At 71.5% G+C, this 20,927-nt stretch carries 19 protein-coding genes; 5 read left to right on the plus strand and 14 right to left on the minus strand.

Features of this window, described 5'->3' with window-relative positions:
• Positions 1-60: 60 nt before the first annotated feature.
• Both AC2D9U_RS19405 and nikR read right to left on the minus strand, forming a co-directional pair.
• Entirely contained in the window at positions 61-438 is a 378-nt protein-coding gene (locus AC2D9U_RS19405) for a DUF2946 family protein (protein ID WP_484751952.1), read from the minus strand.
• 9 nt (positions 439-447) lie between these two features.
• On the minus strand, positions 448-906 hold the full coding sequence (gene nikR, locus AC2D9U_RS19410; protein WP_484751955.1) for a nickel-responsive transcriptional regulator NikR: 459 nt from the start codon (positions 904-906) through the stop codon (positions 448-450).
• A gap of 127 nt (positions 907-1,033) precedes the next feature.
• On the opposite strand from nikR, the gene AC2D9U_RS19415 reads away from it, so the two are divergent.
• Genes AC2D9U_RS19415 through pcaG form a run of 5 tightly spaced genes read left to right on the plus strand, consistent with a single transcriptional unit; the run spans position 1,034 to position 5,705 of the window.
• Positions 1,034-2,581, plus strand: coding sequence for an ABC transporter substrate-binding protein (locus AC2D9U_RS19415; protein ID WP_484751959.1), 1,548 nt, complete (start codon positions 1,034-1,036; stop codon positions 2,579-2,581).
• Positions 2,581-3,537 (plus strand): ABC transporter permease, encoded by a 957-nt coding sequence (locus AC2D9U_RS19420; protein ID WP_484752088.1) that lies wholly within the window; start codon positions 2,581-2,583, stop codon positions 3,535-3,537. Before AC2D9U_RS19415 ends, AC2D9U_RS19420 begins: the two co-directional genes overlap by 1 nt.
• On the plus strand, positions 3,534-4,313 hold the full coding sequence (locus tag AC2D9U_RS19425; RefSeq protein WP_484751964.1) for an ABC transporter permease: 780 nt from the start codon (positions 3,534-3,536) through the stop codon (positions 4,311-4,313). The genes AC2D9U_RS19420 and AC2D9U_RS19425 overlap by 4 nt, the downstream gene beginning before the upstream one ends.
• A 53-nt stretch (positions 4,314-4,366) precedes the next feature.
• Entirely contained in the window at positions 4,367-5,083 is a 717-nt protein-coding gene (locus AC2D9U_RS19430; protein ID WP_484751966.1) for a dioxygenase family protein, read from the plus strand.
• Positions 5,084-5,093: 10 nt separating this feature from the next.
• On the plus strand, positions 5,094-5,705 hold the full coding sequence (gene pcaG / locus AC2D9U_RS19435) for a protocatechuate 3,4-dioxygenase subunit alpha (RefSeq protein ID WP_484751968.1): 612 nt from the start codon (positions 5,094-5,096) through the stop codon (positions 5,703-5,705).
• Between the two features lie 103 nt (positions 5,706-5,808).
• Here the strand turns inward: pcaG and AC2D9U_RS19440 are convergent, their stop codons facing one another.
• The 12 genes from AC2D9U_RS19440 to AC2D9U_RS19495 form a co-directional block, all read right to left on the minus strand.
• Positions 5,809-6,084, minus strand: coding sequence for a hypothetical protein (locus tag AC2D9U_RS19440; RefSeq protein WP_484751970.1), 276 nt, complete (start codon positions 6,082-6,084; stop codon positions 5,809-5,811).
• A 103-nt stretch (positions 6,085-6,187) separates the two neighbouring features.
• Positions 6,188-6,775 carry an amino acid synthesis family protein gene (locus AC2D9U_RS19445; RefSeq protein ID WP_484751972.1) on the minus strand — a complete coding sequence of 196 codons (588 nt, stop codon included), beginning with the start codon at positions 6,773-6,775 and terminating at the stop codon, positions 6,188-6,190.
• The gene (locus AC2D9U_RS19450; RefSeq protein WP_484751974.1) at positions 6,772-7,623 is read right to left on the minus strand and encodes a UPF0280 family protein; all 852 of its coding nucleotides are present in this window, start codon (positions 7,621-7,623) and stop codon (positions 6,772-6,774) included. Before AC2D9U_RS19450 ends, AC2D9U_RS19445 begins: the two co-directional genes overlap by 4 nt.
• Positions 7,620-9,116: a type 2 periplasmic-binding domain-containing protein gene (locus AC2D9U_RS19455; RefSeq protein ID WP_484751975.1), complete on the minus strand. Its 1,497-nt coding sequence runs from the start codon at positions 9,114-9,116 to the stop codon at positions 7,620-7,622. The genes AC2D9U_RS19450 and AC2D9U_RS19455 overlap by 4 nt, the downstream gene beginning before the upstream one ends.
• Entirely contained in the window at positions 9,106-11,781 is a 2,676-nt protein-coding gene (locus tag AC2D9U_RS19460) for a molybdopterin-dependent oxidoreductase (RefSeq protein ID WP_484751977.1), read from the minus strand. The genes AC2D9U_RS19455 and AC2D9U_RS19460 overlap by 11 nt, the downstream gene beginning before the upstream one ends.
• On the minus strand, positions 11,778-12,617 hold the full coding sequence (locus tag AC2D9U_RS19465; RefSeq protein WP_484751979.1) for an FAD binding domain-containing protein: 840 nt from the start codon (positions 12,615-12,617) through the stop codon (positions 11,778-11,780). The genes AC2D9U_RS19460 and AC2D9U_RS19465 overlap by 4 nt, the downstream gene beginning before the upstream one ends.
• The gene (locus tag AC2D9U_RS19470) at positions 12,614-14,302 is read right to left on the minus strand and encodes a hydantoinase B/oxoprolinase family protein (protein WP_484751981.1); all 1,689 of its coding nucleotides are present in this window, start codon (positions 14,300-14,302) and stop codon (positions 12,614-12,616) included. The genes AC2D9U_RS19465 and AC2D9U_RS19470 overlap by 4 nt, the downstream gene beginning before the upstream one ends.
• Positions 14,299-16,320 carry a hydantoinase/oxoprolinase family protein gene (locus AC2D9U_RS19475; RefSeq protein ID WP_484751983.1) on the minus strand — a complete coding sequence of 674 codons (2,022 nt, stop codon included), beginning with the start codon at positions 16,318-16,320 and terminating at the stop codon, positions 14,299-14,301. Before AC2D9U_RS19475 ends, AC2D9U_RS19470 begins: the two co-directional genes overlap by 4 nt.
• Positions 16,321-16,322: 2 nt before the next feature.
• Entirely contained in the window at positions 16,323-17,036 is a 714-nt protein-coding gene (locus AC2D9U_RS19480; RefSeq protein WP_484751985.1) for an ABC transporter ATP-binding protein, read from the minus strand.
• Positions 17,029-17,811, minus strand: a complete 783-nt coding sequence (locus tag AC2D9U_RS19485) for an ABC transporter ATP-binding protein (protein ID WP_484751987.1) — start codon at positions 17,809-17,811, stop codon at positions 17,029-17,031. Before AC2D9U_RS19485 ends, AC2D9U_RS19480 begins: the two co-directional genes overlap by 8 nt.
• Complete coding sequence (locus AC2D9U_RS19490; RefSeq protein WP_484751989.1) at positions 17,808-19,676, minus strand: ABC transporter permease; 1,869 nt, start codon at positions 19,674-19,676, stop codon at positions 17,808-17,810. Before AC2D9U_RS19490 ends, AC2D9U_RS19485 begins: the two co-directional genes overlap by 4 nt.
• Positions 19,677-20,900, minus strand: coding sequence for an ABC transporter substrate-binding protein (locus AC2D9U_RS19495; RefSeq protein WP_484751991.1), 1,224 nt, complete (start codon positions 20,898-20,900; stop codon positions 19,677-19,679).
• Between the last annotated feature and the right edge of the window lie 27 nt (positions 20,901-20,927).

The raw sequence follows: 20,927 nt of genomic DNA on the forward strand, positions 1-20,927 counted from the left end.
TGAGCCCCGCCAAGGCGGGGATGCCCCGCGACCGGCAGCGCCGGGGCAGGGTCGGTCCGTTCAGGCCTGGGCCGGTGGTCCGGTCGGCTGGTAGGGCGGGGCGCGCGCACCGGGCGGGGCGGCGGCGTGCAGGGGCAGCGGCGGCGGGGCGAGGCGCGTCAGCGTCGGCACCGGCAGGCCGGGCGGTGCCAGCGGCGCGGCCTGCGGCGCGCCATGGCAGGTGAGGCAGAAGCCGGCATGGTCGCCGCCCGGCGCGGGGGCCTCATCCGCGCCGAGATCCAAGGTGACGATGCCGTCCGGCGTGCAGATCTCGACATGGAAGGCCGCGTGGCCGGCCGGGTTGGCCATGCGCAGGCAATGCGCCATCGCTAGGCCGCTCTGCAGGCAGAGCACCAGGGCAAAAAGCACCCGCAGCAGGCGTTGGACCGAACGGCTCACGCCGCGCTTCTAGGCCTTGGCGCGGGGGGCGCGCAACCGGCGCGGCGCCGGCGCGGCGGGCGCGGGGAGGGGCACCGGCATCAGGTTGATCCCGCCCAGCCGCACGCCGCGCTCGCGCACCAGGGCCTCGGCGAAGCCGCGCACCTCCGCCGCCGGGCCGCGCAGCAGCGCGACCTCCACGCAGAGATGGTGATCCAGATGCAAATGCAGCGTGGTGACGCCGAGGTCGTGATGCGCGTGCTGCGCCTCGGTCAGGCGGCGGCCGAGTTCGCGCTCGTGATGGTCATAGAGGTAGGAGACGGCGGCGACGCAGGGCAGGTCGGGCTGGCTGGCCCCGGCGGCATCCCTTAGCCCCGCGCGCAAGAGGTCACGAATCGCCTCCGAGCGGTTGGCGTCGCCGCGCCCGGCCATGAAGGCGTCCAGCGCGGCGGCGGTCTCGTCATCGAGGCTGATGGTCAGGCGTTGCATGGCGTGGCTCCCCTGCGCCACGGTAGCGCGGGGGCGGGCGCTGCACAGCCGGCGGCAGGTTATGATGATTCTTGGCAATCCTCATACCGGGGGCTAGCCTTCGCGGCTCCACGCCGGATTGCCGCCCATGCGCCGCCTCGCCTGCCTTCTGCTCTGCTGCCTGCTCGCCTGGCCCGCCGCGGCGCAGACCAGTGGGGGCACGGCGGTGATCGCGGTGGCGGGCGATCCGGGGCATCTCAACCCCGCCATCTCCACCGCCGGGCCGCTGCACGCGGTCGCGGGCTCGCTGTTCAACGGGCTGGTCACGCTGGATGAGGCCGGCACGCCGCAGCCCGACCTTGCCGAGGTCTGGGCCACGGCGCCGGACGGGCTCAGCGTCACCTTCCGGCTGCGCGGCGATGTGCGCTGGCATGACGGCACGCCCCTCACCGCGCGCGACGTGCAGGTGAGCTTCGAGCAGGTGCTGCTGCGCCACCATGCGCGCGCCCGCGCCGGCCTCGCCCCCGTGCTGGCGGCGGTGGAGCATGATGGCGATCGGATCGTCGTCTTCCGCCTCAACCGCCCGCACCCGGCGCTGCTGCGCCAGCTCGAGGTCAGCGAGGCGCCGATCCTGCCCGCGCATCTCTTCGACGGCACGGATCCCACCACCAACCCGGCCAATCTGCGCCCGGTCGGCACGGGGCCCTTCCGCTTCGACTCCTATCGGCGCGACGAGCAGGTCCTGCTGACGCGCAACCCGGCCTATTTCAAGCCGGGCCTGCCGCGGCTCGACCGGCTGGTCTTCCGCATCATCCCCGACGCCAACACCCAGGTGAACGCGCTGCTCGCCGGCGAGGTGGACATGCTGGCGCGCGTCGCCCCCCCCGATGCGGCGCGGCTGCGCGGGCGCGGCGTGACGCTGATGGAAACCCGCGCCGTGGCGGGGGGATCGAACTGCGTGATGTCGCTCGGCTTCAACCTCGACCGGCCGCTCACCGGCACCCTGGCGCTGCGCGAGGCCCTCGCGATGGGGGTGGACCGGCAGCGGCTGCTGGACCTTGCCGCCCATGGCCAGGGGCGGGTGGCGGCGGCGCCGATCGCCTCGGGCATCGCCTGGGCGCAGGCACCCCATGCGCTGGCCCCGTGGCGGCACGATGTGGCGGCGGCCAACCGGCGGCTCGACGCGGCGGGGCTGGCGCGCGACGCGCAGGGGCTGCGGGCCACGCTCGACATCGTGCATTTCCCGGCCTTCGCGCGGTGGTCGGAGCTGCTGCGCCAGCAACTCGCGCCGCTCGGAATCGCGCTGCGCCCGCGCATGATGGATCCCGCCGCCCTGGCGCAGACGGTCTTCACGCGGCGCGATTTCGACCTGACGCTGATCTCCTATTGCCAGGGCAGCGATCCCGAGATCGGCGCGCGGCGCATGGTGCATTCCTCGGCCGTGGGCAACGTGCCCTTCTCCAACGCCGCCGGCTATCGCAATGCCGAGGTCGATGCGCTGTTCGATACGGCAGCCGGGCTCACGGAGGATGGCGCAAGGGGGGCGGCCTATCGCGCGGCGCAGGCGATCCTGGCGCGCGACCTGCCCTATCTCTGGCTGGTCGAGACCGACTTCACCGCCGCCTGGCGCGACCGCTTCGCCGATTTCGCGCCCTGGACCAGCCAGGTGGCCGAACGCGCCTGGCGCCAGCCCTGATCCGCTTCCTCGCGCGGCGCCTGGTCTTCGGCGCGCTGGCCATCGGCCTCGCCGCCAGCCTCGCCTTCGCCCTCGCCTGGCACGCGCCGGGAGGGCCGGCGGTGGGGCTGGCGGGTGAGCACGCCGCGCCCGGCCAGCTGGAGGAGATCACGCAGCGCTACGGGCTGGACCGGCCGGCCGTCGCGGTCTGGCTGGACTGGATGGGCGGGCTGCTGCGCGGCGATCTCGGCCAATCCTGGCGCGCGCAGCAGCCCGTCGCCACGCTGATCGCCGAGCGCCTGCCGCTGACGCTGAGCCTGACGCTGGCGGGCGCGGCGCTGGCGGCGCTGGCGGGGAGCGCGCTGGGCCTCGCCGCCGCCTGCACGCCGCAGCGCTGGCCGGTGGCGGCGCTCGCGGGGCTGCATGCCGTGCCCGGGCCGGTGGTGGCGCAGGCGCTGGTGCTGGTCTTCGCCCTGGGCCTCGGCCTGCTGCCAGTGCAGGGCATCGCCGATGCGCGCGATCCGGCCGCGGGTGGCCTCGCGCTGGTGATCGAGCGCGCGCGGCATCTGGCGCTGCCGGTGCTGGCGCTCGCGCTGCACCAGCTCTGCTTCGTGGCGCTGCTGCTGCGCGCGGGGCTGCTGGCGGAGATGCGCCAGCCTTATGTGGTGGCGGCGCAGGCGCGCGGGATGTCGCGCGGCGCGGCGCGGCTGCGCCACGCCTTGCCCAATGCGGCCCTGCCGGTGGCGACGCTGAGCGCGCTGCGGCTGGGCAATCTGATCGGCGGCGCCCTGGTGATCGAGGTGGCCTTCGCCCTGCCGGGGCTCGGGCGGCTCGCCGTCTCGGCGGCGCTGGCGCGCGACCATCCGGTGGTGATCGGCAGCGTGGTCGTCGCCTGCGCCCTGGCCTGGGCGGCGAATCTGCTGGCCGATGCGCTGGCGCCCTGGCTCGATCCCAGGCTCCGGCAGACGGGACCATGACGGCGCAGCGCCTCGCCATCGCGCTGCTGGTCGCGCTCTACCTCGCCTGCCTCGCTTTCGCGCCCCCGGGCGCGCTGGCGACGCTGCCGGGCGGGGTGGCGCTGCACCCGCCGAGTCTCGCCCATCCGCTCGGCACGGATGACCTCGGGCGGGACATGCTGGCGGCGCTGCTGCAGGGCGGGCGCAGCTCGCTGGCCGTGGCGGCGGGGGCGACGGCGCTGGCGCTCGCCTGCGGGCTGGCGGCGGGGCTGCTCGCCGGGCTCGGCCCGCTTTGGCTGGATGAGGCGATGATGCGCCTCGCCGAGATCACCGCCAGCCTGCCCACTCTGCTGCTGGCCGTGCTGGTCGCCGCCCTGTTCGGGGGCGCTTCCTGGCATCTCGCGCTGCTGCTCGGCCTCACGCGCTGGCCGATGATCGCGCGGATCATCCGCATCGAGGTGCAGCGCCTGCGCGCGGCCGAGTTCTGGCGCGCCGCCGTCGCGCTCGGCGCACCGCTGCCCGGCCTCGCGCGGCGGCATCTGCTGCCGCATCTCGCCGCGCCGCTGATGGCCGCCGCCGGCATCGTCTTCGGCGGCGCGGTGCTGGCCGAGGCCGCGCTGGCCTTCGTCGGGCTCGGCGATCCGGGGGCGACGAGCTGGGGGCAGATGATCGCGGCGGGCTTCGGGCTGATCGGCCTGGCCTGGTGGGTCTGGCTCTGGCCGGCGCTGCTGCTGGTGGCGGTCAGCGGGCTGGTCGCGCTGGCGGTGCAGGCGGAGCGGCCGGCAGGCGCCGATTGACACCGGCGGCGGCGCGCCGCCACGCTTGGATCGTCAGCAAGAAGGCTCGCCCCATGGCCCGGCAGGAAGCGCCCGATCGTTTCGACCCCTGGCCGCCGGGCATCGAGCCCGAGGTGCCCGTGCCGGGTTACCCCAATACCTGGACGCATACCCCCGCCCAGCCGCTCCTGCGCCGCGCCCCCGGCCGCACCGAGGTCACCGGCCCGCGCGCGCTGCAGCGCAAGCTGCCCTGTGGCGAGGCCAACCTCGCCGAGCCCATCCCCGGCCGCCCCGCCATCGGCCAGCTCATGCATCTCTCCGGGCGCATCCTGGACGAGGATGGCCGCCCGGTGCGCGGCGCGGTGGTGGAGCTGTGGCAGGCCAATGCCGCCGGGCGCTACTACCACCCGATCGACCAGCGCGCCGCGCCGCTCGACCCGAACTTCGTCGGCAATGGCAGGCTGCTGACCGATGAGGAAGGCCGCTACGCCTTCTTCACCATCAAGCCCGGCGCCTATCCCGTGCCGGTGAAGGAGACCTGGTGGCGCCCGCCGCATGTGCATTTCTCGGTGCTCGGCCCGGCCTCGCTGTCGCGGCTGGTGACGCAGATGTATTTCGCCGGCGATCCGCTGAACGCGCATGACCGCATCCTCAACGCCGTGCCCGATGCGGCGGCGCGCGCGCGGCTGATCGCGCGCGACCTGCCGCCCTGGGAGGTGGGCGACCAGTGGCTCGGCTACACGCATGACATCGTGCTGCGCGGCCGCCACGCCACGCCGGCGACACCCTGAGGCGGCCGACATGCTCACCAATTCTCCGCTGCCGCCGACCTCCCAGGCCACGATCGGCCCCTTCTTCCCGCGCACCTATTTCCAGCCCGGCGACAACGACCTGACGCGCATCGCCACCGACGCCGCGCCAACCACGCAGGGCGAGGCTATCCTGCTGCGCGGCCAGGTGCGGCGCGAGGGCGGGGTGCCCTGCGTGAACATGATCCTCGAGGCCTGGCAAGCGGATGCGGCGGGGCGCTTCGACCATCCGCTCGACCCCGCGCGGCACCTCGCGGATCCCGATTTCCTCGGCTGGGGCCGCGCCTTCACCGATGCCGAGGGGCGCTACGCATTCCGCACCGTGATGCCCGGCGGCTTCGTGGATTCCACCGGCGCCCGCGCGCCGCACATCAACCTGATCGTGATGGGCGCGGGGTTGATGCGGCTCGCCATGACCACGGCCTTCTTCCCCGACCACGCCGCGCAGCACGCGGCGGATCCCGTGCTGGCGCTGGTCGATCCGGCGCGGCGGCCGCTGCTGGTGGCGACCGAGGAGGCGCGCGCGGACGGCCTGCGCGTCTTCCGCTTCGACCTGCTGCTGCGCGGCGATCCGGCGACGGAGACGCCCTTCTTCGAGATGTAGCTACCCCGCTAGAGCACGATCGATCCTCTCGGATCGATCTCGTGCTCTAGAACCTATTGAATCTACAGCACGAAATCCGATCACACTGATCGAGTGTGATCGGCTAGTGCTGTAGGGCGCAGAGGAATTTACCCCGCCGCTTCGCCTTGGCGAAGGGCGCGGGCATCGCCGCCGCCTGCTGCAGCGCGGCCAGGATGCGCGCCTGGTCGGCCCAGGCGATGGCCCCGCTCTCCTGCCCCAGCGCGATGCGCCAGGCGGCATCGGCCACGGGCGTGCCCGGCATCGCACGCTCGAGTAGCCGCGCCTGTGCCGTCACCTCGGCCGGCGTGCCGGGCGCGCGCGGCTCCCGCGCCGCCCAATCCTCGCACCAGTCGCACATCTACAGCACTCTCGACAAACACTGGATCAGTGTTTGTCGATTTCGTGCTGTAGTTTCAATATGTCCCAGAGCACGAGATCGATGCATCAGCATCGATCGTGCTCTATCGCTGCCCATCCCAGGCCGCGATATCCGCCTGCCGCAGCCCGCCAACGCGGGCATGCGGCCGCCCACCCGTGGTCATGGCCAGCGCGAAAAGGATCTCGTCGGGGCGCGGCGCGTCGGGCACGACGCAGGTGATGCCGTCGAAATGGCTGCGCACATAGGCGGCGTTGCGGTGATGGATCGGCAGATCGAGAACCGCGCCCATCGGCCCCACCTTGGTCATACTCGGCACGATGGACAGCGCCTGGCCGAGCAGCCCGCGCATCGCATAGCCGCCGGCCACATGCCACAGCGCGCCATGCTCCAGCTCGCCCGCCGTGCCGACCAGCCCGCCCTTGCCATAGGCCTCGATGCGCGACGCATCGCCGCCGAGCCCGGCGAGCAGCTTCTCCGCCACCATCAGCCCGATCGGCTTCATCGCCTCCATCATCCACATCAGCTCGGGCTCGAAACGGCCCGCGAAGGGATTGCGCAGCACCACCGCGCACCAGCCCTTCAGGATCGGCTGGTCGAGCACCGGCCCGCCATCATGGCGCACCTCCTCCACATGCAGCACGGTCTTGCGGATGACGAGTTCCTGGCTCATGGCGATGCCTCCGTCAGAAGCGGCAAGTCTGCCCCGAGCACGCGCGCCGCGCCAGCGAGGCGCAGCGCCGCGCCAAGGATATGCCCCTGCGCGATCCAGCGCGCGGCCAGCACCGCCCCCTGGTCGAGCGCCCGCGCGATCTCATCCGCCGTCAGCGCACCGACATGGGTGGTGACGCGCCGCGCGCCGAGATCGCTGTCCGGATCGAGGCTTTCGGCCGGCACGCGGGTGATGGCGGGGCTCGCCACATCCACCGCATTGGCGAGCAGCGTGGCCGCCGCATCCGCCGTCGCGGAATCGCGCGCGACCACCGTGACCGCATCGGCGATGCCGAGCGAGAAGGAGCGCCCATGCCGGCCCGAGGTCGCGATGCCGCCGATGCCGCTCTCCGGCGTGACGCGCAGCGCGCCTTCCCTCCGCCCGGAAGTGTCGGCGGCGAGCGCGATGTCCAGCGCGGTACCCGGCGCGACAAAGACCGCGATGTCGCCGCCATCATTGACGAAGGCGCGGCTGAGGCCGGGTGCCGCCGCGCGCATGGTCGCGAGCAGCTCATCCGCCACCGCGCCCGCCACCGCGGCCATGGCCGTGACGAAGATGCCCTGCCGCGCAAAGGGCGCGCAGCCCGCCGCCATGCGCCGCGCCACCGCACCGCGCAGCGGCGGTCCCGGCTGCGCCGCGCGCAGCGACGGCAACTCGGCCACAAGCTCATCAAGGATCGTCGCGAAGCGCCGCGCCGCGGCGGCCTCGGCGGAGGTCACCTGGTCCGCGGGACCATCGCCCTTCAGCACCACGTCGATCGGCCCGTGATGCAGATGCAGCCGCCCGCCAGTGAGGCGCTGCACCTTCATCCCTTGGCGAAGGGCCAAGGATTGCCGGGGATCCAGCCCTCGACGCGCAGCTGGTCGCCCAGGCCCCGCAGCAGATCCTCGACCGGCACGATGTCCTTCATGTGCCCGCCCAGCTGCGCATAGAGCGCGCGCGGCAGGGTGAACTCGATGGGCGCGACGAGGGCCGGCGTGGGCACATGGCCGAAGGCGTTCTTCGGCAGCTTCAGCACATCCGCCATCACCGTGATGCCCCCGCCGGGCCAGACATAGCAGGGCGCGCCGCCCATGGTGACGCGCGTCTCGCCCGCCGCCACGGAGCGCGTCAGCAGCACGGGATTCTCCGTGACACCCGCGCGCAGCGAACCGCCCGCGCCGGCCATGAAGATCACGGTGCAGAGCGAGGGTTCGCAATTCTCGCCGATGCGCTCGACCACCACACGCACCGCCTCGGGCATCGGCGCTTCCACCGGCCGCAGCGACTCATCCAGCACGCAGTAGAGCGCATCCTCCCCGGTGGTGGAGGTCAGCAGCAGGCGCAAGCCGGGCCAGGCTGTTCGGGGATCGATGCTCTCGATGATGCCGAGCGGATCGGTGATGTCCGTGCCACCCCAGCCGAGGCCCGGATTCGCCACCTGGAAATAGCGCCCGGGCGTGGAGCGCCGGCCACGCACGCGGATGCCCGCCGGCTTCATGCCGAGCACCTTGCCCGCCTGGTGTTCGCTGAGCACGCCGGTGATGTGGTCATCCACCACGATCACCTCATCGACATGGCCGAGCCATTGCTGCGCGAAGATGCCGACTGTGGCGCTGCCGCAACCCACGCGCATGCGCACTTCCGCACGCCCATCGACAATCGGCGCGGCGCCCGCCTGCACGCGCACGGCATGGCCGCCATCGATGGTCAGCTCCACCGCCTCGCCGGCGCAGAGCGCGAGCAGCGTCTCGCAGGTGATCGTGCCCTCGCGCTTCGAGCCCCCGGTGAGGTGCCGCACGCCGCCGAGGCTGAGCATCTGGCTGCCATATTCGGCGGTGGTGACATGGCCCACCTGCTCGCCCTTCGCGCGCACCGCCGCGGCCTCGGGGCCGAGATGGCGGTCCGTGTCGATCTTCACCTTCACGCCGCAATAGCTGAAGATTCCCTCCGTCACGATCGTCACCGTATCGACGCCGTGATGCGTGGCGCCGACGATGAAGGGCGCGGGCTTGTAGTCCGGATAGGTGGTGCCCGCGCCGATGCCGGTGACGAAGGCGCGCGACGGGTCGAGCAGCTTTCCGTCCCACGCCCCTTCGGCAAAGGCCACGACCGGCCCGCCCGCCTCGACCTGCTGCGCGAGCGTGATGGCCGGATCGGTGCGGACCAGCTGCCCATCCTGGTTGGCGTAGCGGCTGCACGCGCCGCTGCGCCCGGGGCGGATGCGGCAGAGCACCGGGCAGGCATCGCAGCGGATGATGCCCTCACCCTCCGCCTGGCCGAATTGCTGGCTGCGGGCTGCGGCGCTGACCCTATCGGACATGCAGCGCCTTCCACAGCCGATGCGGCAACACGGGCACCTGGCGCATCGTCACGCCCGTGGCGTGGCGGATGGCGCCGAGGATGGCGGGCGCGGTCGGCACCAGCGCAGGCTCGCCCACGCCCTTCGCGCCGAAGGGGCCCTCAGGTTCCGGATCCTCGATCAGATGCACGGTGATCTCCGGCACGTCGCCCGCGGTCGGGATCAGGTAGTCGTGCAGGTTCTCGGTACGGCCGGGGATGAATTCCTCCATCAGCGCGAGGCCGAGGCCCTGCGCGATGCCGCCATGGATCTGGCCCAGCGTCAGCGAGGGATTGATCGCGCGCCCGACATCCTGCGCCGCGACGATGCGCTTCACCTTCACGGTGCCGAGCGCCGTGTCCACCGCAACAAGCGCGAGTTGCGCGGCGAAGCCATAGGTGGCGTAGGGCACGCCCTGGCCATCGGCATCGAGTGCCGTGGTCGGCGGGTCATAGCGCCCCTCAGCCTCAAGATCGCTCTCCAGCGTCGCGAGGTCGATCTCCCGCGCCGCGCCCACGCGCAGGATCGTGCCATCGAGATGCAACGCCGCCGCCTCGCCCGCATTGGCGAGCGCGAGGAGGCGCGCGCGCAAGGCCTTCCCGGCCTCCATCGCCGCACGGCCACTCACGAAGGTCTGGCGGCTGGCGGAGGTCTTGCCCGCATCGAAGGTCAGGTCCGTATCGCCGAGCACGAAGCGGAAGCGTTCCAACGGCAAGCCCAGCGCATCGGCGCAGATCTGCGCGAGCACAGTCGTGCTGCCCTGCCCGATATCGACGGCGCCGTTGAACAGCGTCAGCGTGCCATCGCGCCCGAGCACGAGCCGCATGCGCGAGGGATTCGACATGGAGGTGTTGCCGCAGCCATACCACATGCAGGCGATGCCCGCGCCGAGGCGATGGCGCGTGTTGGTGCCGTTATGCGCGGCCACTTCCGCCAGCATCGCCTCCCAGGCCGGCTTCAGCGCATCGAGGCACTCGGGCAGACCGGCCGAGGCGTGCAGCACCTGGCCGGAATGCGTCACATCGCCATGGCCGATGGCGTTGCGGCGCCGGATCTCCCAGCGATCCAGGCCGAGTTGCGCGGCCAAGTCATCAACGAGCGATTCGGTCGCGATCGCCGCCTGCGGCACGCCGAAGCCGCGGAAGGCGCCGGCGGGCGTGTCATTCGTGTAGATCGCGGCCGAGTGGTTCGCGACATGCGGCACGCGATAGGGCCCCGCGGCGTGGACCGGCACGCGGTTCGCCACCGTCGGTCCCCAGCTCGCATAGGCGCCGGTGTTGAAGCGCGCCGTCATGGCGAAGGACGTGAAATGCCCCTCGGCGTCGGCGCTCATCCGCGCCGTGATGCGCGCCGGGTGGCGCTTCGTCGTGCTCGCCATGCTCTCGGTGCGCGAATAGACCATGCGCACGGGGCGATTCACCTTGCGCGCCGCAACCGCGAGCAAGGGCTGCACCGAGACATCGAGCTTGCCGCCGAAACCGCCGCCGCAGGCGGTGGGGATGATGCGCACCGACTCCTCGGGCAGCCCGAGCACGCGCGCCGTCTCCTCGCGATCCATGTAGGGCGCCTGGGTGCAGGCGATGATGTCCATGCCACCCGCGCGCGGGATGGCGTGCCCGGCCTCGGGCTCGATGTAGGCGTGCTCGACGAAGCCTGTCTCGAAACTGGCCTCGGCGGTGACGAAGGCGGGCGCCGTCGCGGCATCGCCGCGCACCAGCCGCCCGCGCACCAGCACATTGCCCGGCGCATGGGCGTGAAGCTGCGGCGCGCCCGGCGCCGCCGCCGCCTCCACGCCCTGCAGCACGGGCAGGATCTCCCAGGTGAGCGGCAGGTCCGAATCGCGCACCGCCGCCACGGCCGCCTGGGTGCCGACCAGGCCGAGCACCGCCTCGCCCCGGAAGCGCACGATTCCCTCGGCCAGCACGGGCTGGTCCTTGAGGTTCGGCATGATGCCGAAGCCGTTCAGCCCGGGCACATCGGCATGGGTGAGGATGGCTTCCAGCCCCAGGCGCTGCCGCGCCGCTTCCAGGTCACCCAGCGTGAAGCGCGCGCTGGCATGGGGTGCGCGCACCACACGCAGCCACAGCGCATCGGCGGGCGCGAAATCCGCGCCGAAGCGATCCGTGCCCAGCACCTTCGCCGCGCCGTCAAGCCGCACGATGCCTGCGCCCACCGCCGCGCCCGCCTCGGGCATCGGCATGGCGCGGGGCGCGACATCCATGATGGCGTCGAGGATCTTCGCATAGCCGGTGCAGCGGCACAGCACGCCGCCGATCGCATCCATCACCTGCGCGCGCGTGGGCGATGCCTCGCGCAGCAGCAGATCCGCCGCCGCCATGATCATGCCCGGCGTGCAGATGCCGCATTGCGCCGCGCCATGCGCGAGGAAGGCGGCGCGCAGGCGATCCAGCACGGGCAACTCGGCCTCGATGGTGGTCACGCTGGCACCGGCGACTTGCGCCGTCGGCACCAGGCAGGCGCAGGCCTGGCGGCCCTCCACCAGCACGGTGCAGGCGCCACAATCGCCCGCTTCGCAACCCACCTTCGTGCCGGTGAGGCCGAGCCGTTCCCGCAACGTCTCCGACAGCGGCGCGAAGGGCGCAGCTTCGATGGTGCAGGGCGCGCCGTTGAGCGTGAAGGCGATCATGCGTGCATCCCCCGCAGCAGGTCGCGCAGCAGTGTCAGCGCCGCCGCGCGGCGATAGGCGGCGGAGGCGCGGATGTCATCGATGGGCGTGAGGGCTTCAAGATGCGCCGGCTGCACCAGCGCCGCCGCCGCGCCCGGCGTGGCGCCGAGCAGCGCCGATTCGAGCGCCGGCAGGCGCTGCGCCACCGGCCCGCAGGCGCCGATGGCCAGCCGGGCCGCGGTGATGCGCCCGGCCTCGAGCGCCAGCACGCCCGCCACCATCACGATCGAGATGACGAGATAGTGCCGCGCGCCGAGTTTCTGGAAATGGCCGATGCCGCCTGGAAGATCAGGCACATGCAGGGCGATGGCGATCTCCTCCGCCCGCAGCGCCACCGCACGGTAGCCGGTGAGGAAATCGGCCACGGGCACCAGCCGCGGCCACGGGCCGGCGATCTCCACCATCGCCTCCAGCGCCAGCAGGTTCGGAATCCCGTCGCCAGCCGGCGAAGCGGTGATGAGGTTGCCGAGGATGGTGCCGCGATTCTGCACCTGCGCCCCGCCCACCTCCGCCGCCGCGCGCTTGAGCCCATCGAAGAGCGGCGGCAGCGCCGCCGCGCGCAGCGCCGACCAGGTCACCAGCGCGCCGATGCGCCAGCCCGTGGACGTGCGCTCGATCGCGTCGAGGCCGGGGATCCCGGTGATGTCGAGGATGTCCTTCTGCGTCGGCTCGCCCCAGGCGCGGCGCGTGGCCGCGGCCGGGTAGATATCCGTGCCGCCGGCGATGATGGCGACGTCCTGCGCGGCGCGGATCGACAGGGCCTCGGCCAGCGTCGCGGGGCGATGATAGGCGCTCATGCGAAGGGCCCGAACAGCTGCTCGGCCTCGGCGCGCGTGTAGTAGCCGCGTGCCACATCCTGCGCGACCAGGGCGCGGTCGCGCCCGCGGGGATCGCCATAGCCGCCGCCGCCGGGCGTCATCACCTCCACGCGGTCACCGGCCACGAGCCGCAGCCCCTGGTCCTTGGAGAGATGTTCCGGAATCGTCGTGACCCCGCCGCGATGCAGCCGCACGACATTGCGCGCCCCTTCCCCGCCGCCGCAGACGCCGGGCGGGCCGGTGCGGCCGTGATCCATGACGAAGCTGGCGCGGGCCTCGCCACGCAGCAATTCGACCTCGTAATGCACGCCGAAGCCGCCACGCCGCAGCCCGGCGCCGCCGGAGCCCTCATGGATCGCGAAACGCCTGAACAGCACCGGATAGTATTGCTCCATCACCTCGACCGGCGCGGTCTTGCTGATGCCGATGGTGGAGCAGCCATTGGTCAGCCCATCCTCCCGCGCATTGCCGCCATAGCCGCCGCCGGTGATCTGGTACATCACATAGCCCGCCTGGCGCGCGGGATCGAAGCCGCCAAGCGCGAAATTGCCCGAGGTGCCGGCCGGCGCCGCCCAGAGCTGGTCCGGGATCGCCTGCGCGAGTGCGAGGAACACCGCCTCCGCGATGCGCTGGCTGACCTCCGCCGCGCAGCCCGAGACGGGGCGCGGATATCGCGCATCGAGGAAGGTGCCCTCCGGCCGCAGCACGGTCAGCGGCGCGAAGGTGCCGGCATTGATCGGCACCTCGGGGAAGACATGCTTCACGCCGAGATAGATCGCCGAGCAGGTCGTCGCCCAGACCGAATTCATCGGCCCCTGGCAGGGGGGCGAGGAGCCGGAAAGGTCGAAGACCATGCCCTCGCCCTGCTTGGTGATGGTCAGGCGGATGCGCAGCGGCTCGTTCACCACGCCGTCGGAATCGACGATGGTCTCAGCGCTGTAGCTGCCATCGGGGATGCGCGCGATCTCGGCGCGCATGCGCGCGGCGGCGCGGGCCTGGATGCCGGCGATGGCGGCCTTCAGCGTCGCGGCGCCATGGCGCGCGACCAGTTCCATCAACCGCGTCTCGCCCACCAGAAGTGCGGCGGCCTGCGCCTTGATGTCGCCGATGCGCTGGTCCGCGACGCGGATGTTGGACTGGATGATGGACAGGATCTCGCGGTCCAGCACGCCGCGCTTGAACAGCTTCACGGGCGGCAGGCGCAGCCCCTCCTGCTCGACCTCGGTGGCATGGGCGCTGAACCCGCCCGGCACCATGCCGCCGATATCGGGCCAGTGGCCGGTGTTCTGCAGCCAGCAGAACTGCGCGCCCTCGACGAAGACCGGCTTGGCGAAACGCACATCCATCAGATGCGTGCCGCCGAGATAGGGATCGTTGACGATGTAGATGTCGCCGGGTTCCGGCGGCGCGACCGAGCCCTCGCGGATGAGTCGGGACAAATGCGCCGCCGAATGCGCCATGGTGCCGACGAAGACCGGCAGGCCCAGCTCGCCCTGCGCGATCAGCGCGCCATCCTCGACGCCATAGATCCCATCCGAGCGGTCATCGGCCTCGGCGATCACCGGTGAGAAGGCGGCGCGGGAGAAGGCGATGTCCATCTCGTTGCAGACCTGCTGCAGGCCCGCCTGGATCACCGCCAGGGTCAGCGCATCGGGCTCGGTCATGGTTGCACCCGGATGCGCAGATTGCCGATGGCATCGACCACCGCTTCCGATCCGGGCTCCAGCACCGTCGTCGCATCCGCCTGCTGCAGGATGGCGGGGCCGGCGATGCGCGCCCCGGGCGACAGCGCCTCGCGCTGCCAGATCCTTGCCTGATGCCAGGCGCCATCGGCGTAGAGGGCGCGCTCGCCGATCAGCGGCTCGCCCTCGGGCTTCGGCAGCAGCGCCGCCAGATCGAAGGCGCGACGCTTGCCGATCACGCTGGTGTTGAGGTTGACCAGTACGGCACGAATCTCCGGCATGCGGATCTGGAAGCGGGCGAAATAGGCGGCCTCGAAGGCGGCCTGGATCTCGGCGCGGGTCATCTCCGCGCGCGGCAGCGCCACGCGGATCAGATGCGTCTGGCCGCGGAACTGCATCTCCGCGCTGTGCAGCACCACCGCTTCCTCCACCTCGCCGCGCTCGGCCAGCACGGTGGCGAGGCCGCGTTCGCGCTGCGTGGCAAGGGTGGCGGCGATCTCCGCCTCGGGGATGTCATCCAGCCCGCGGTTGAGCGTGTTCACCAGATCCTGCCGCAGATCGGCGACGAGGCAGCCCAGCGCGTTGGTCAGCCCCGGGCGCGCCGGCACGAGCACTTCGGGAATGCCGATCTCGCGCGCCAATGCCACGGCATGCAGCGGGCCGGCGCCACCGAAGGCGAAGAGCACGAAGTCGCGCGGGTCATGCCCCTTCGAGAGCGACACCATCCTGATGGCGCCGGTCATGTGCACATTCGCGAGCCGGATCACCGCCGCCGCCGCCTGCTCCACCGAGAGGCCGAGCGGGTTGCCGATCTCGCGCGCGAAGACCTCCCGCAGCGTCGCGATCGACACCGGATCGCGCACCGCGAGCAGGCGCTGCGGATCGAGCCGGCCGAGCACGAGATTCGCGTCCGTGATGGTCGGTCGGGTCCCGCCGCGCCCGTAGCAGATCGGCCCCGGCGTACTGCCCGCGCTCTCCGGTCCCACGCGCAGCATCCCCGCGCGATCGAGGCTGGCGATCGAGCCACCGCCCGCCCCCACCGTGCGCACATCGACCATCGGCAAGTGGATCGGCAGCCCATAGGCGATGGAGAGCTCGGCCGAGACCTCCGGCACGCCGCCGGCGATCAGCGCGACATCGGTGGAGGTCCCGCCCATGTCATAGGTGATCGCATTCGCCAGCCCGCTCTGCGCCAGCGTCGCGGCGGCGGCCATGACGCCCGAGGCGGGGCCGGACATCACCGTCTTCGCCGCATCGCGCGCGACGAGCCGCGCCGGCACCGTGCCGCCATTGCCGTTCATCACCAGCAGGTCGCGACGATGCCCGGCCTCGGCCAGCTTCTCCTGCAGCCGGTGCAGGTAGCGATCGAGCACGGGCTGCACCGCGGCATTCACGCTCGCCGTCGTGCCGCGCTCATATTCGCGGAATTCCGAGAGAAGCTCATGCCCCAGCGTGACATAGGCGTTCGGCCAGAGCGCGCGCGCGATCTCCCCCGCACGCGCTTCATGCGCCGGATTGGCATAGGCATGGAGAAAGTGGATGACCAGCGCCTCGCACCCCTCGGCCAGCAGCGCGCGTACCTCGCGCGCCACGGCCTCCTCGTCGAGCGGCGTCAGCACATGGCCGCGCGCGTCCATGCGCTCCGCCACCTCGCGCCGCCACTCGCGCGGCACGAGCGGCGTGAAGCTGCCGGTGAGGCCATAGGGGTGCGGGCGCGTGCGCCGGCCGAGTTCCAGCACGTCGCGGAAGCCCAGAGTCGTGATCAGGCCGACCCGCGCCAGCTTGCGCTCGAGCACCGCATTCGTCGTCGCCGTGGTGCCATGGATGATCAGGTCGAGCGCGGCCGGATCGCTGCCCGCGGCCGCGATGGCGGCCAGCACGCCATCCGCCTGATTCGCCGTGGTGGTCGGCACCTTGGCGAGGCGCACGCTGCCATCCGCCTGTTGCAGCAACAGGTCCGTGAAGGTCCCACCCACATCGATGCCAGCGACGATCCGCATGCTCATACCGTCAGATAGGCTTCGCGCACATGGTCATCGGCTTCCAGCGCCGCCATCGTGCCCTGGTACTGGATGCTGCCCTTCTCGATGACATAGGCGCGGTCGCTGACGGCCGCGGCGAAGTCAAGATTCTGTTCGGAGAGCAGCACGGCGATGCCTTCCTGCTTCATGCGCAGCACCGCCTCGGCCATCAGCTCGACGATGACGGGGGCGAGGCCCTCGCTCGGCTCGTCGAGCAGCACGGCCTCGGGATTGCCCATCAGCGTGCGCGCGATGGTCAGCATCTGCTGCTCACCGCCCGACATGGCGCTCGCGCGGCGGTTGCGCATCTCGGCCAGGTTGGGGAAGACGGCGAAGAGTCGTTCGGGCGTCCAGGCCGCGCGGCCGGGCGACGCGGGCCGGCGGCCGACCTCGAGATTCTCGAAGACGGTGAGGTCGGTGAAGATCCGCCGCTCCTCCGGCACATAGCCCAGGCCGAGCCGCGCGATGCGGAAGGGGGCCAGGCCGGTGATGTCATGGCCAGCGAAGCGCAGCCGCCCGGCGCGCGGCGCCAGCAGGCCCATGATGGCCTTCAGCGTGGTGGATTTGCCCGCGCCGTTGCGCCCCATCAGCGCCGCGACCTCGCCGCGCCGCAGGGTGAGGGTGACGCCAAACAGCACTTCGGCCGGGCCGTAGCCGGCCTTCAGGCCCTCGACCTCCAGCACCGCGTCAGCCATGTGCCGCGCGCCTTGCCCGCAGCGCCGCCTTGTGGCCGGTGGTGCCGAGATAGACGCGCTTCACCTGCTCATCCGCGCGCACCTCCTCGGGCGAGCCGCGGGCGATGATCTCGCCGCGCACAAGCACGAGGATGCGATCCGCATGGGCGAAGACCGCATCCATGTCGTGCTCCGTGAAGAGCACGCCGATGCCCTCCTCGCGCGCGATATTGGCGGTGAGCTGCATCAGGCTCGCGCGTTCGCGCGGCGCCATGCCGGCGGTGGGTTCATCCATCAGCAGCAGCCGCGGTGCTGCGGCAAGTGCGATGGCAAGCTCCACGCGCTTCACATCGCCATAGGCCAGCTCGCCGATCGGGCGATCCGCGGCCGCTTCCATGCCAACGCGCGCGAGCAGGGCGAGGGCCTCGTCACGATAGAGATCATCGGTACGCGCGAGCATGTCGCGCGTGCGCCCGGCATGGGCGATCAGCGCCATCTGCACATTGCCGATCACCGCCATGGAGAGGAAGGTCTGCGCCACCTGGAAGGTGCGCCCCACACCCAGGCGGCACACCATGCGCGGGGCCATGCCCGTGATGTCCTGCCCGGCGAGCGTGACGCGCCCGGTATCGGGGCGGAGCTGCCCGCCGACCATGTTGAAGGTGGTGGATTTGCCCGCGCCGTTCGGCCCGATGATCGCCAGCATCTCGCCGGCCGCGAGCGTGAAGGAGACATCACGCGCCGCCACCACGCCGCCAAAGCGCTTGTTGAGTCCCTCGACCGAGAGCAGCGTCATGAGCGCACCACAACCGCCTGCCCGCGCAGCACGGCATAGGCGCCGCTCAGCCCGCGCGGGAAGATCAGGACCAAAGCGATGATCGAGGCCCCCAGCAGGAACCGCCAGAAATCCGTCAGCGGCATGAAGATGTCCTTGATCGCGTGGAAGGCGCCCGCGCCGATCACCGCGCCCATCACGGTCTGGATGCCGCCCAGCAGGATCATCGCCAGGAAATCGACCGACATCGGGATCGCCAGCAGCGTCGGGTCGATCGAGCCCTTCGAGAAGGCGTAGAGCCCGCCGGCAAGACCGGCCGCGCTGCCGGCCAGCGTGAAGCCCAGCCAGCGATGCGTGCGCACATCCACGCCGATGGCATCCGCGCGCTGTTCGGAGTCGCGCGCCGCGCGCAGCGTCGCGCCGAAGGGCGCGTAGACCACATGGCGCAGCGCGAGGATCGCGCCGATGGCCAACACCGCGACGAGGTAGAAATAGACATGGCGCGAGGCCGCCCAGGCGCTGGGCCACACGCCGACCACGCCATTGTCGCCGCCTGTCACCTCGACCCATTGGAAGCACACCGCATAGGCGATCTGCGCGAAGGCCAGGGTGAGCATGGCGAGGTAGATGCCCGAGAGCCGCACGACGAAAAAGCCGAACAGGGCGGCGAAGGCCCCGCCCACGATCGGCGCCGCCAGCAGCGCGGGTTCCATCGGCAGGCCGAGCTTCGTCACCAGCAGCCCCGCGCCATAGGCGCCCAGGCCGAAATAGGCGGCGTGGCCGAAGCTCACGATGCCGCCATTGCCCACCAGGAAGTTCAGCGAGAAGGCGGCGAGGGCGAAGATCATCACCTCGGTCATCACCTTCATCGCATAGGCGTCGCCGAAGAGCGGCAGCAGCAGCGCGGCAGCGATGGCGAGGCCCAGCAGCGCGCGCTCGGGCAGGGCGAAGCGCCGCGGCGCAAGGATGCCCTCCGGCAAGGCAGCGCGGCCCGCGGCGGGCTCGGGCTTGCCGAGCAGGCCCCAGGGCTTCACCACCAGCACCGCGGCCATCAGCAGGAAGACCAGCACCAGCGTGATCTTCGGGAAGACCAGCACGCCGAAGGCCTGCAGCAGGCCGATCAGCACGGCGGCGAGGAAGGCGCCGGTGATGCTGCCCATGCCGCCGATCACCGTCACCACGAAGACCTCGGTGATGATCGAGAGATCCATCTGGCCCGAGGCCGAGACGCGCGGAATCTGCAGTGCCCCGCCCAGCCCCGCGAGGAAGGCGCCGAGGAACAGCGTGCCGGTGAAGAGCATCGCCTGGTTCACGCCGAGCGCGCCCACCATCTCGCGGTCGCGCGTCGCCGCACGGATCAGGATGCCGAAACGCGTGCGGTGCATCAGCAGCCAGAGCAGGCCGAGCACGGCCGGCCCGACGAAGATCAGGAAGAGTTCATAGGCGGGAAAGCGCTGGCCGAGGATCTCCACGCCATGCCGCAGGCCGGGCGCGCGGGGCCCCGGGATGTCGACCGGCCCCCAGATCTTCAGCACCGCATCCTGCACCATCAGCACCACGCCGAAGGTGGCGAGCAGCTGGAACAACTCCGGCACCTTGTAGATCCGGCGTAGCAGCAGGACTTCCATCACCACGCCGAGCGCGCCCACTACCAGCGCGCTGATCAGCACGCCGGCGAAGAACAGCCAGGGGTTGCGGTCGAATTCCAGCAGCCAGGGCACGATCGTCACCGCCATATAGGCGCCGAGCATGTAGAAGCTGCCATGCGCGAAGTTGACGATGCGCGTGACGCCGAAGACCAGCGTCAGCCCCGAAGCGATGACGAAGAGCGAGGAGGCGCTGGCCAGGCCCGACAGGGCCTGGACCACGATGAAGCCGGGTTCCACTCAGATACGCCGCGCGGCGCGCACCTCGGCCTCGGGGAACATCACGGTCGCGCCATCCACGTAGCGGATGTTGCGCATCGCCCCCTGGCGGCCGCGCAGATGCGTCTCACCCACCCAGGTGCCCATGGTGCCCTGCTGGTCGAGCGCGCGCATCGTCACCGGGCCGGTCACCGTCTCCGTCCGCAGGTCGCGCAGCGCCTCCACCAGCGCCTCGCTATCCGTGCTGTTCGCCTTGTTCAGCATGGCGGCGATCTTCTGCACCGTGACATAGCCGAGCAGGCTGCCCTTGCGCGGCGTGTCGTTGAAGCGTGCGCGATAGGCGGCGACGTAGGCGGCATGCGAGGGCTCGGTCACCTGCTCCCAGGGATAGCCGGTGACGATCCAGCCCTCGGGCGTCTCGTCGCCCAGCGGGATCATGTATTCCGGCTCGCCGGTCAGTAGCGAGAGCACGAAGCGGCGCTCGAACAGCCCGCGCGTATTGCCCTCCCGCACGAAGGCGGTGAGGTCGGCGCCGAACAGCACGTTGAAGATCGCATCCGGCCGCGCCTGCGCCAGCGCGCCCACCGTGGCGCCCGCATCGACGCGCCCGAGCGCGGGATATTGCTCGGCCACGATCTCCGCGCCGGGGATGGATTGCGTGATCAGCCGCTTGAAATTCGCCGCCGCCGACTGCCCGTATTCGTAGTTGGGCGCGACGATCGCCCAGCGCCTTTCGCTGCGCCCGCGCGCGGCCTCGGTCAGCATGCGGGTCTGCATGTAGGTGTTGGGGCGCAGCCGCCAAGTGTAGCGATTGCCCTGCGCCATGGTCAGGGCATCGGACAGCGGCTCGGTCGCGAAGAACAGGCGCCGGCGCTGGTTGGCGAAATCCGCGACCGCGAGACCCACATTGGAAAGGAAGGTACCAGCGATGAAGGACACGTTCTCGCGCGTCAGCAGATCCTCCGCCACGCGCACGGCGTCACCGGGGGTCGAGCCATCGTCGCGGAAGATGAATTCCAGCGGCCGCCCGCCCATCACGCCGCCGCGCGCATTGATCGCATCGGCGGCGAGCTGCATGGCGTTGCGGTAGGGCACCGAGAAGGCGGCCATGCGGGCGTAGCTGTTCAGCTCGCCGATCCGCACCGGCGCGCCTTGCGCGCGAGGGCTGCGCAGCCCCACCAGCGCGGCTGTCGTCAGCCCACCCACCGCCAGCGCGCCGCGGCGCGTGATCCCGGTCCTGTCCATTCTCTCGAGCCCCCTCATTGGTTCCTT

Source organism: Roseomonas sp. TF40 (genome assembly GCF_057219975.1).

What these genes read in the sequence shown, in the direction of transcription:
- nikR (WP_484751955.1), bottom strand. Translation starts at nt 906, where the DNA reads ATGCAACGCCTGACCATCAGCCTCGATGACGAGACCGCCGCCGCGCTG.
- AC2D9U_RS19415 (WP_484751959.1), top strand. Translation starts at nt 1,034, where the DNA reads ATGCGCCGCCTCGCCTGCCTTCTGCTCTGCTGCCTGCTCGCCTGGCCC.
- AC2D9U_RS19425 (WP_484751964.1), top strand. Translation starts at nt 3,534, where the DNA reads ATGACGGCGCAGCGCCTCGCCATCGCGCTGCTGGTCGCGCTCTACCTC.
- AC2D9U_RS19430 (WP_484751966.1), top strand. Translation starts at nt 4,367, where the DNA reads ATGGCCCGGCAGGAAGCGCCCGATCGTTTCGACCCCTGGCCGCCGGGC.
- pcaG (WP_484751968.1), top strand. Translation starts at nt 5,094, where the DNA reads ATGCTCACCAATTCTCCGCTGCCGCCGACCTCCCAGGCCACGATCGGC.
- AC2D9U_RS19440 (WP_484751970.1), bottom strand. Translation starts at nt 6,084, where the DNA reads ATGTGCGACTGGTGCGAGGATTGGGCGGCGCGGGAGCCGCGCGCGCCC.
- AC2D9U_RS19445 (WP_484751972.1), bottom strand. Translation starts at nt 6,775, where the DNA reads ATGAGCCAGGAACTCGTCATCCGCAAGACCGTGCTGCATGTGGAGGAG.
- AC2D9U_RS19450 (WP_484751974.1), bottom strand. Translation starts at nt 7,623, where the DNA reads ATGAAGGTGCAGCGCCTCACTGGCGGGCGGCTGCATCTGCATCACGGG.
- AC2D9U_RS19455 (WP_484751975.1), bottom strand. Translation starts at nt 9,116, where the DNA reads ATGTCCGATAGGGTCAGCGCCGCAGCCCGCAGCCAGCAATTCGGCCAG.
- AC2D9U_RS19460 (WP_484751977.1), bottom strand. Translation starts at nt 11,781, where the DNA reads ATGATCGCCTTCACGCTCAACGGCGCGCCCTGCACCATCGAAGCTGCG.
- AC2D9U_RS19465 (WP_484751979.1), bottom strand. Translation starts at nt 12,617, where the DNA reads ATGAGCGCCTATCATCGCCCCGCGACGCTGGCCGAGGCCCTGTCGATC.
- AC2D9U_RS19470 (WP_484751981.1), bottom strand. Translation starts at nt 14,302, where the DNA reads ATGACCGAGCCCGATGCGCTGACCCTGGCGGTGATCCAGGCGGGCCTG.
- AC2D9U_RS19475 (WP_484751983.1), bottom strand. Translation starts at nt 16,320, where the DNA reads ATGCGGATCGTCGCTGGCATCGATGTGGGTGGGACCTTCACGGACCTG.
- AC2D9U_RS19480 (WP_484751985.1), bottom strand. Translation starts at nt 17,036, where the DNA reads ATGGCTGACGCGGTGCTGGAGGTCGAGGGCCTGAAGGCCGGCTACGGC.
- AC2D9U_RS19485 (WP_484751987.1), bottom strand. Translation starts at nt 17,811, where the DNA reads ATGACGCTGCTCTCGGTCGAGGGACTCAACAAGCGCTTTGGCGGCGTG.
- AC2D9U_RS19495 (WP_484751991.1), bottom strand. Translation starts at nt 20,900, where the DNA reads ATGGACAGGACCGGGATCACGCGCCGCGGCGCGCTGGCGGTGGGTGGG.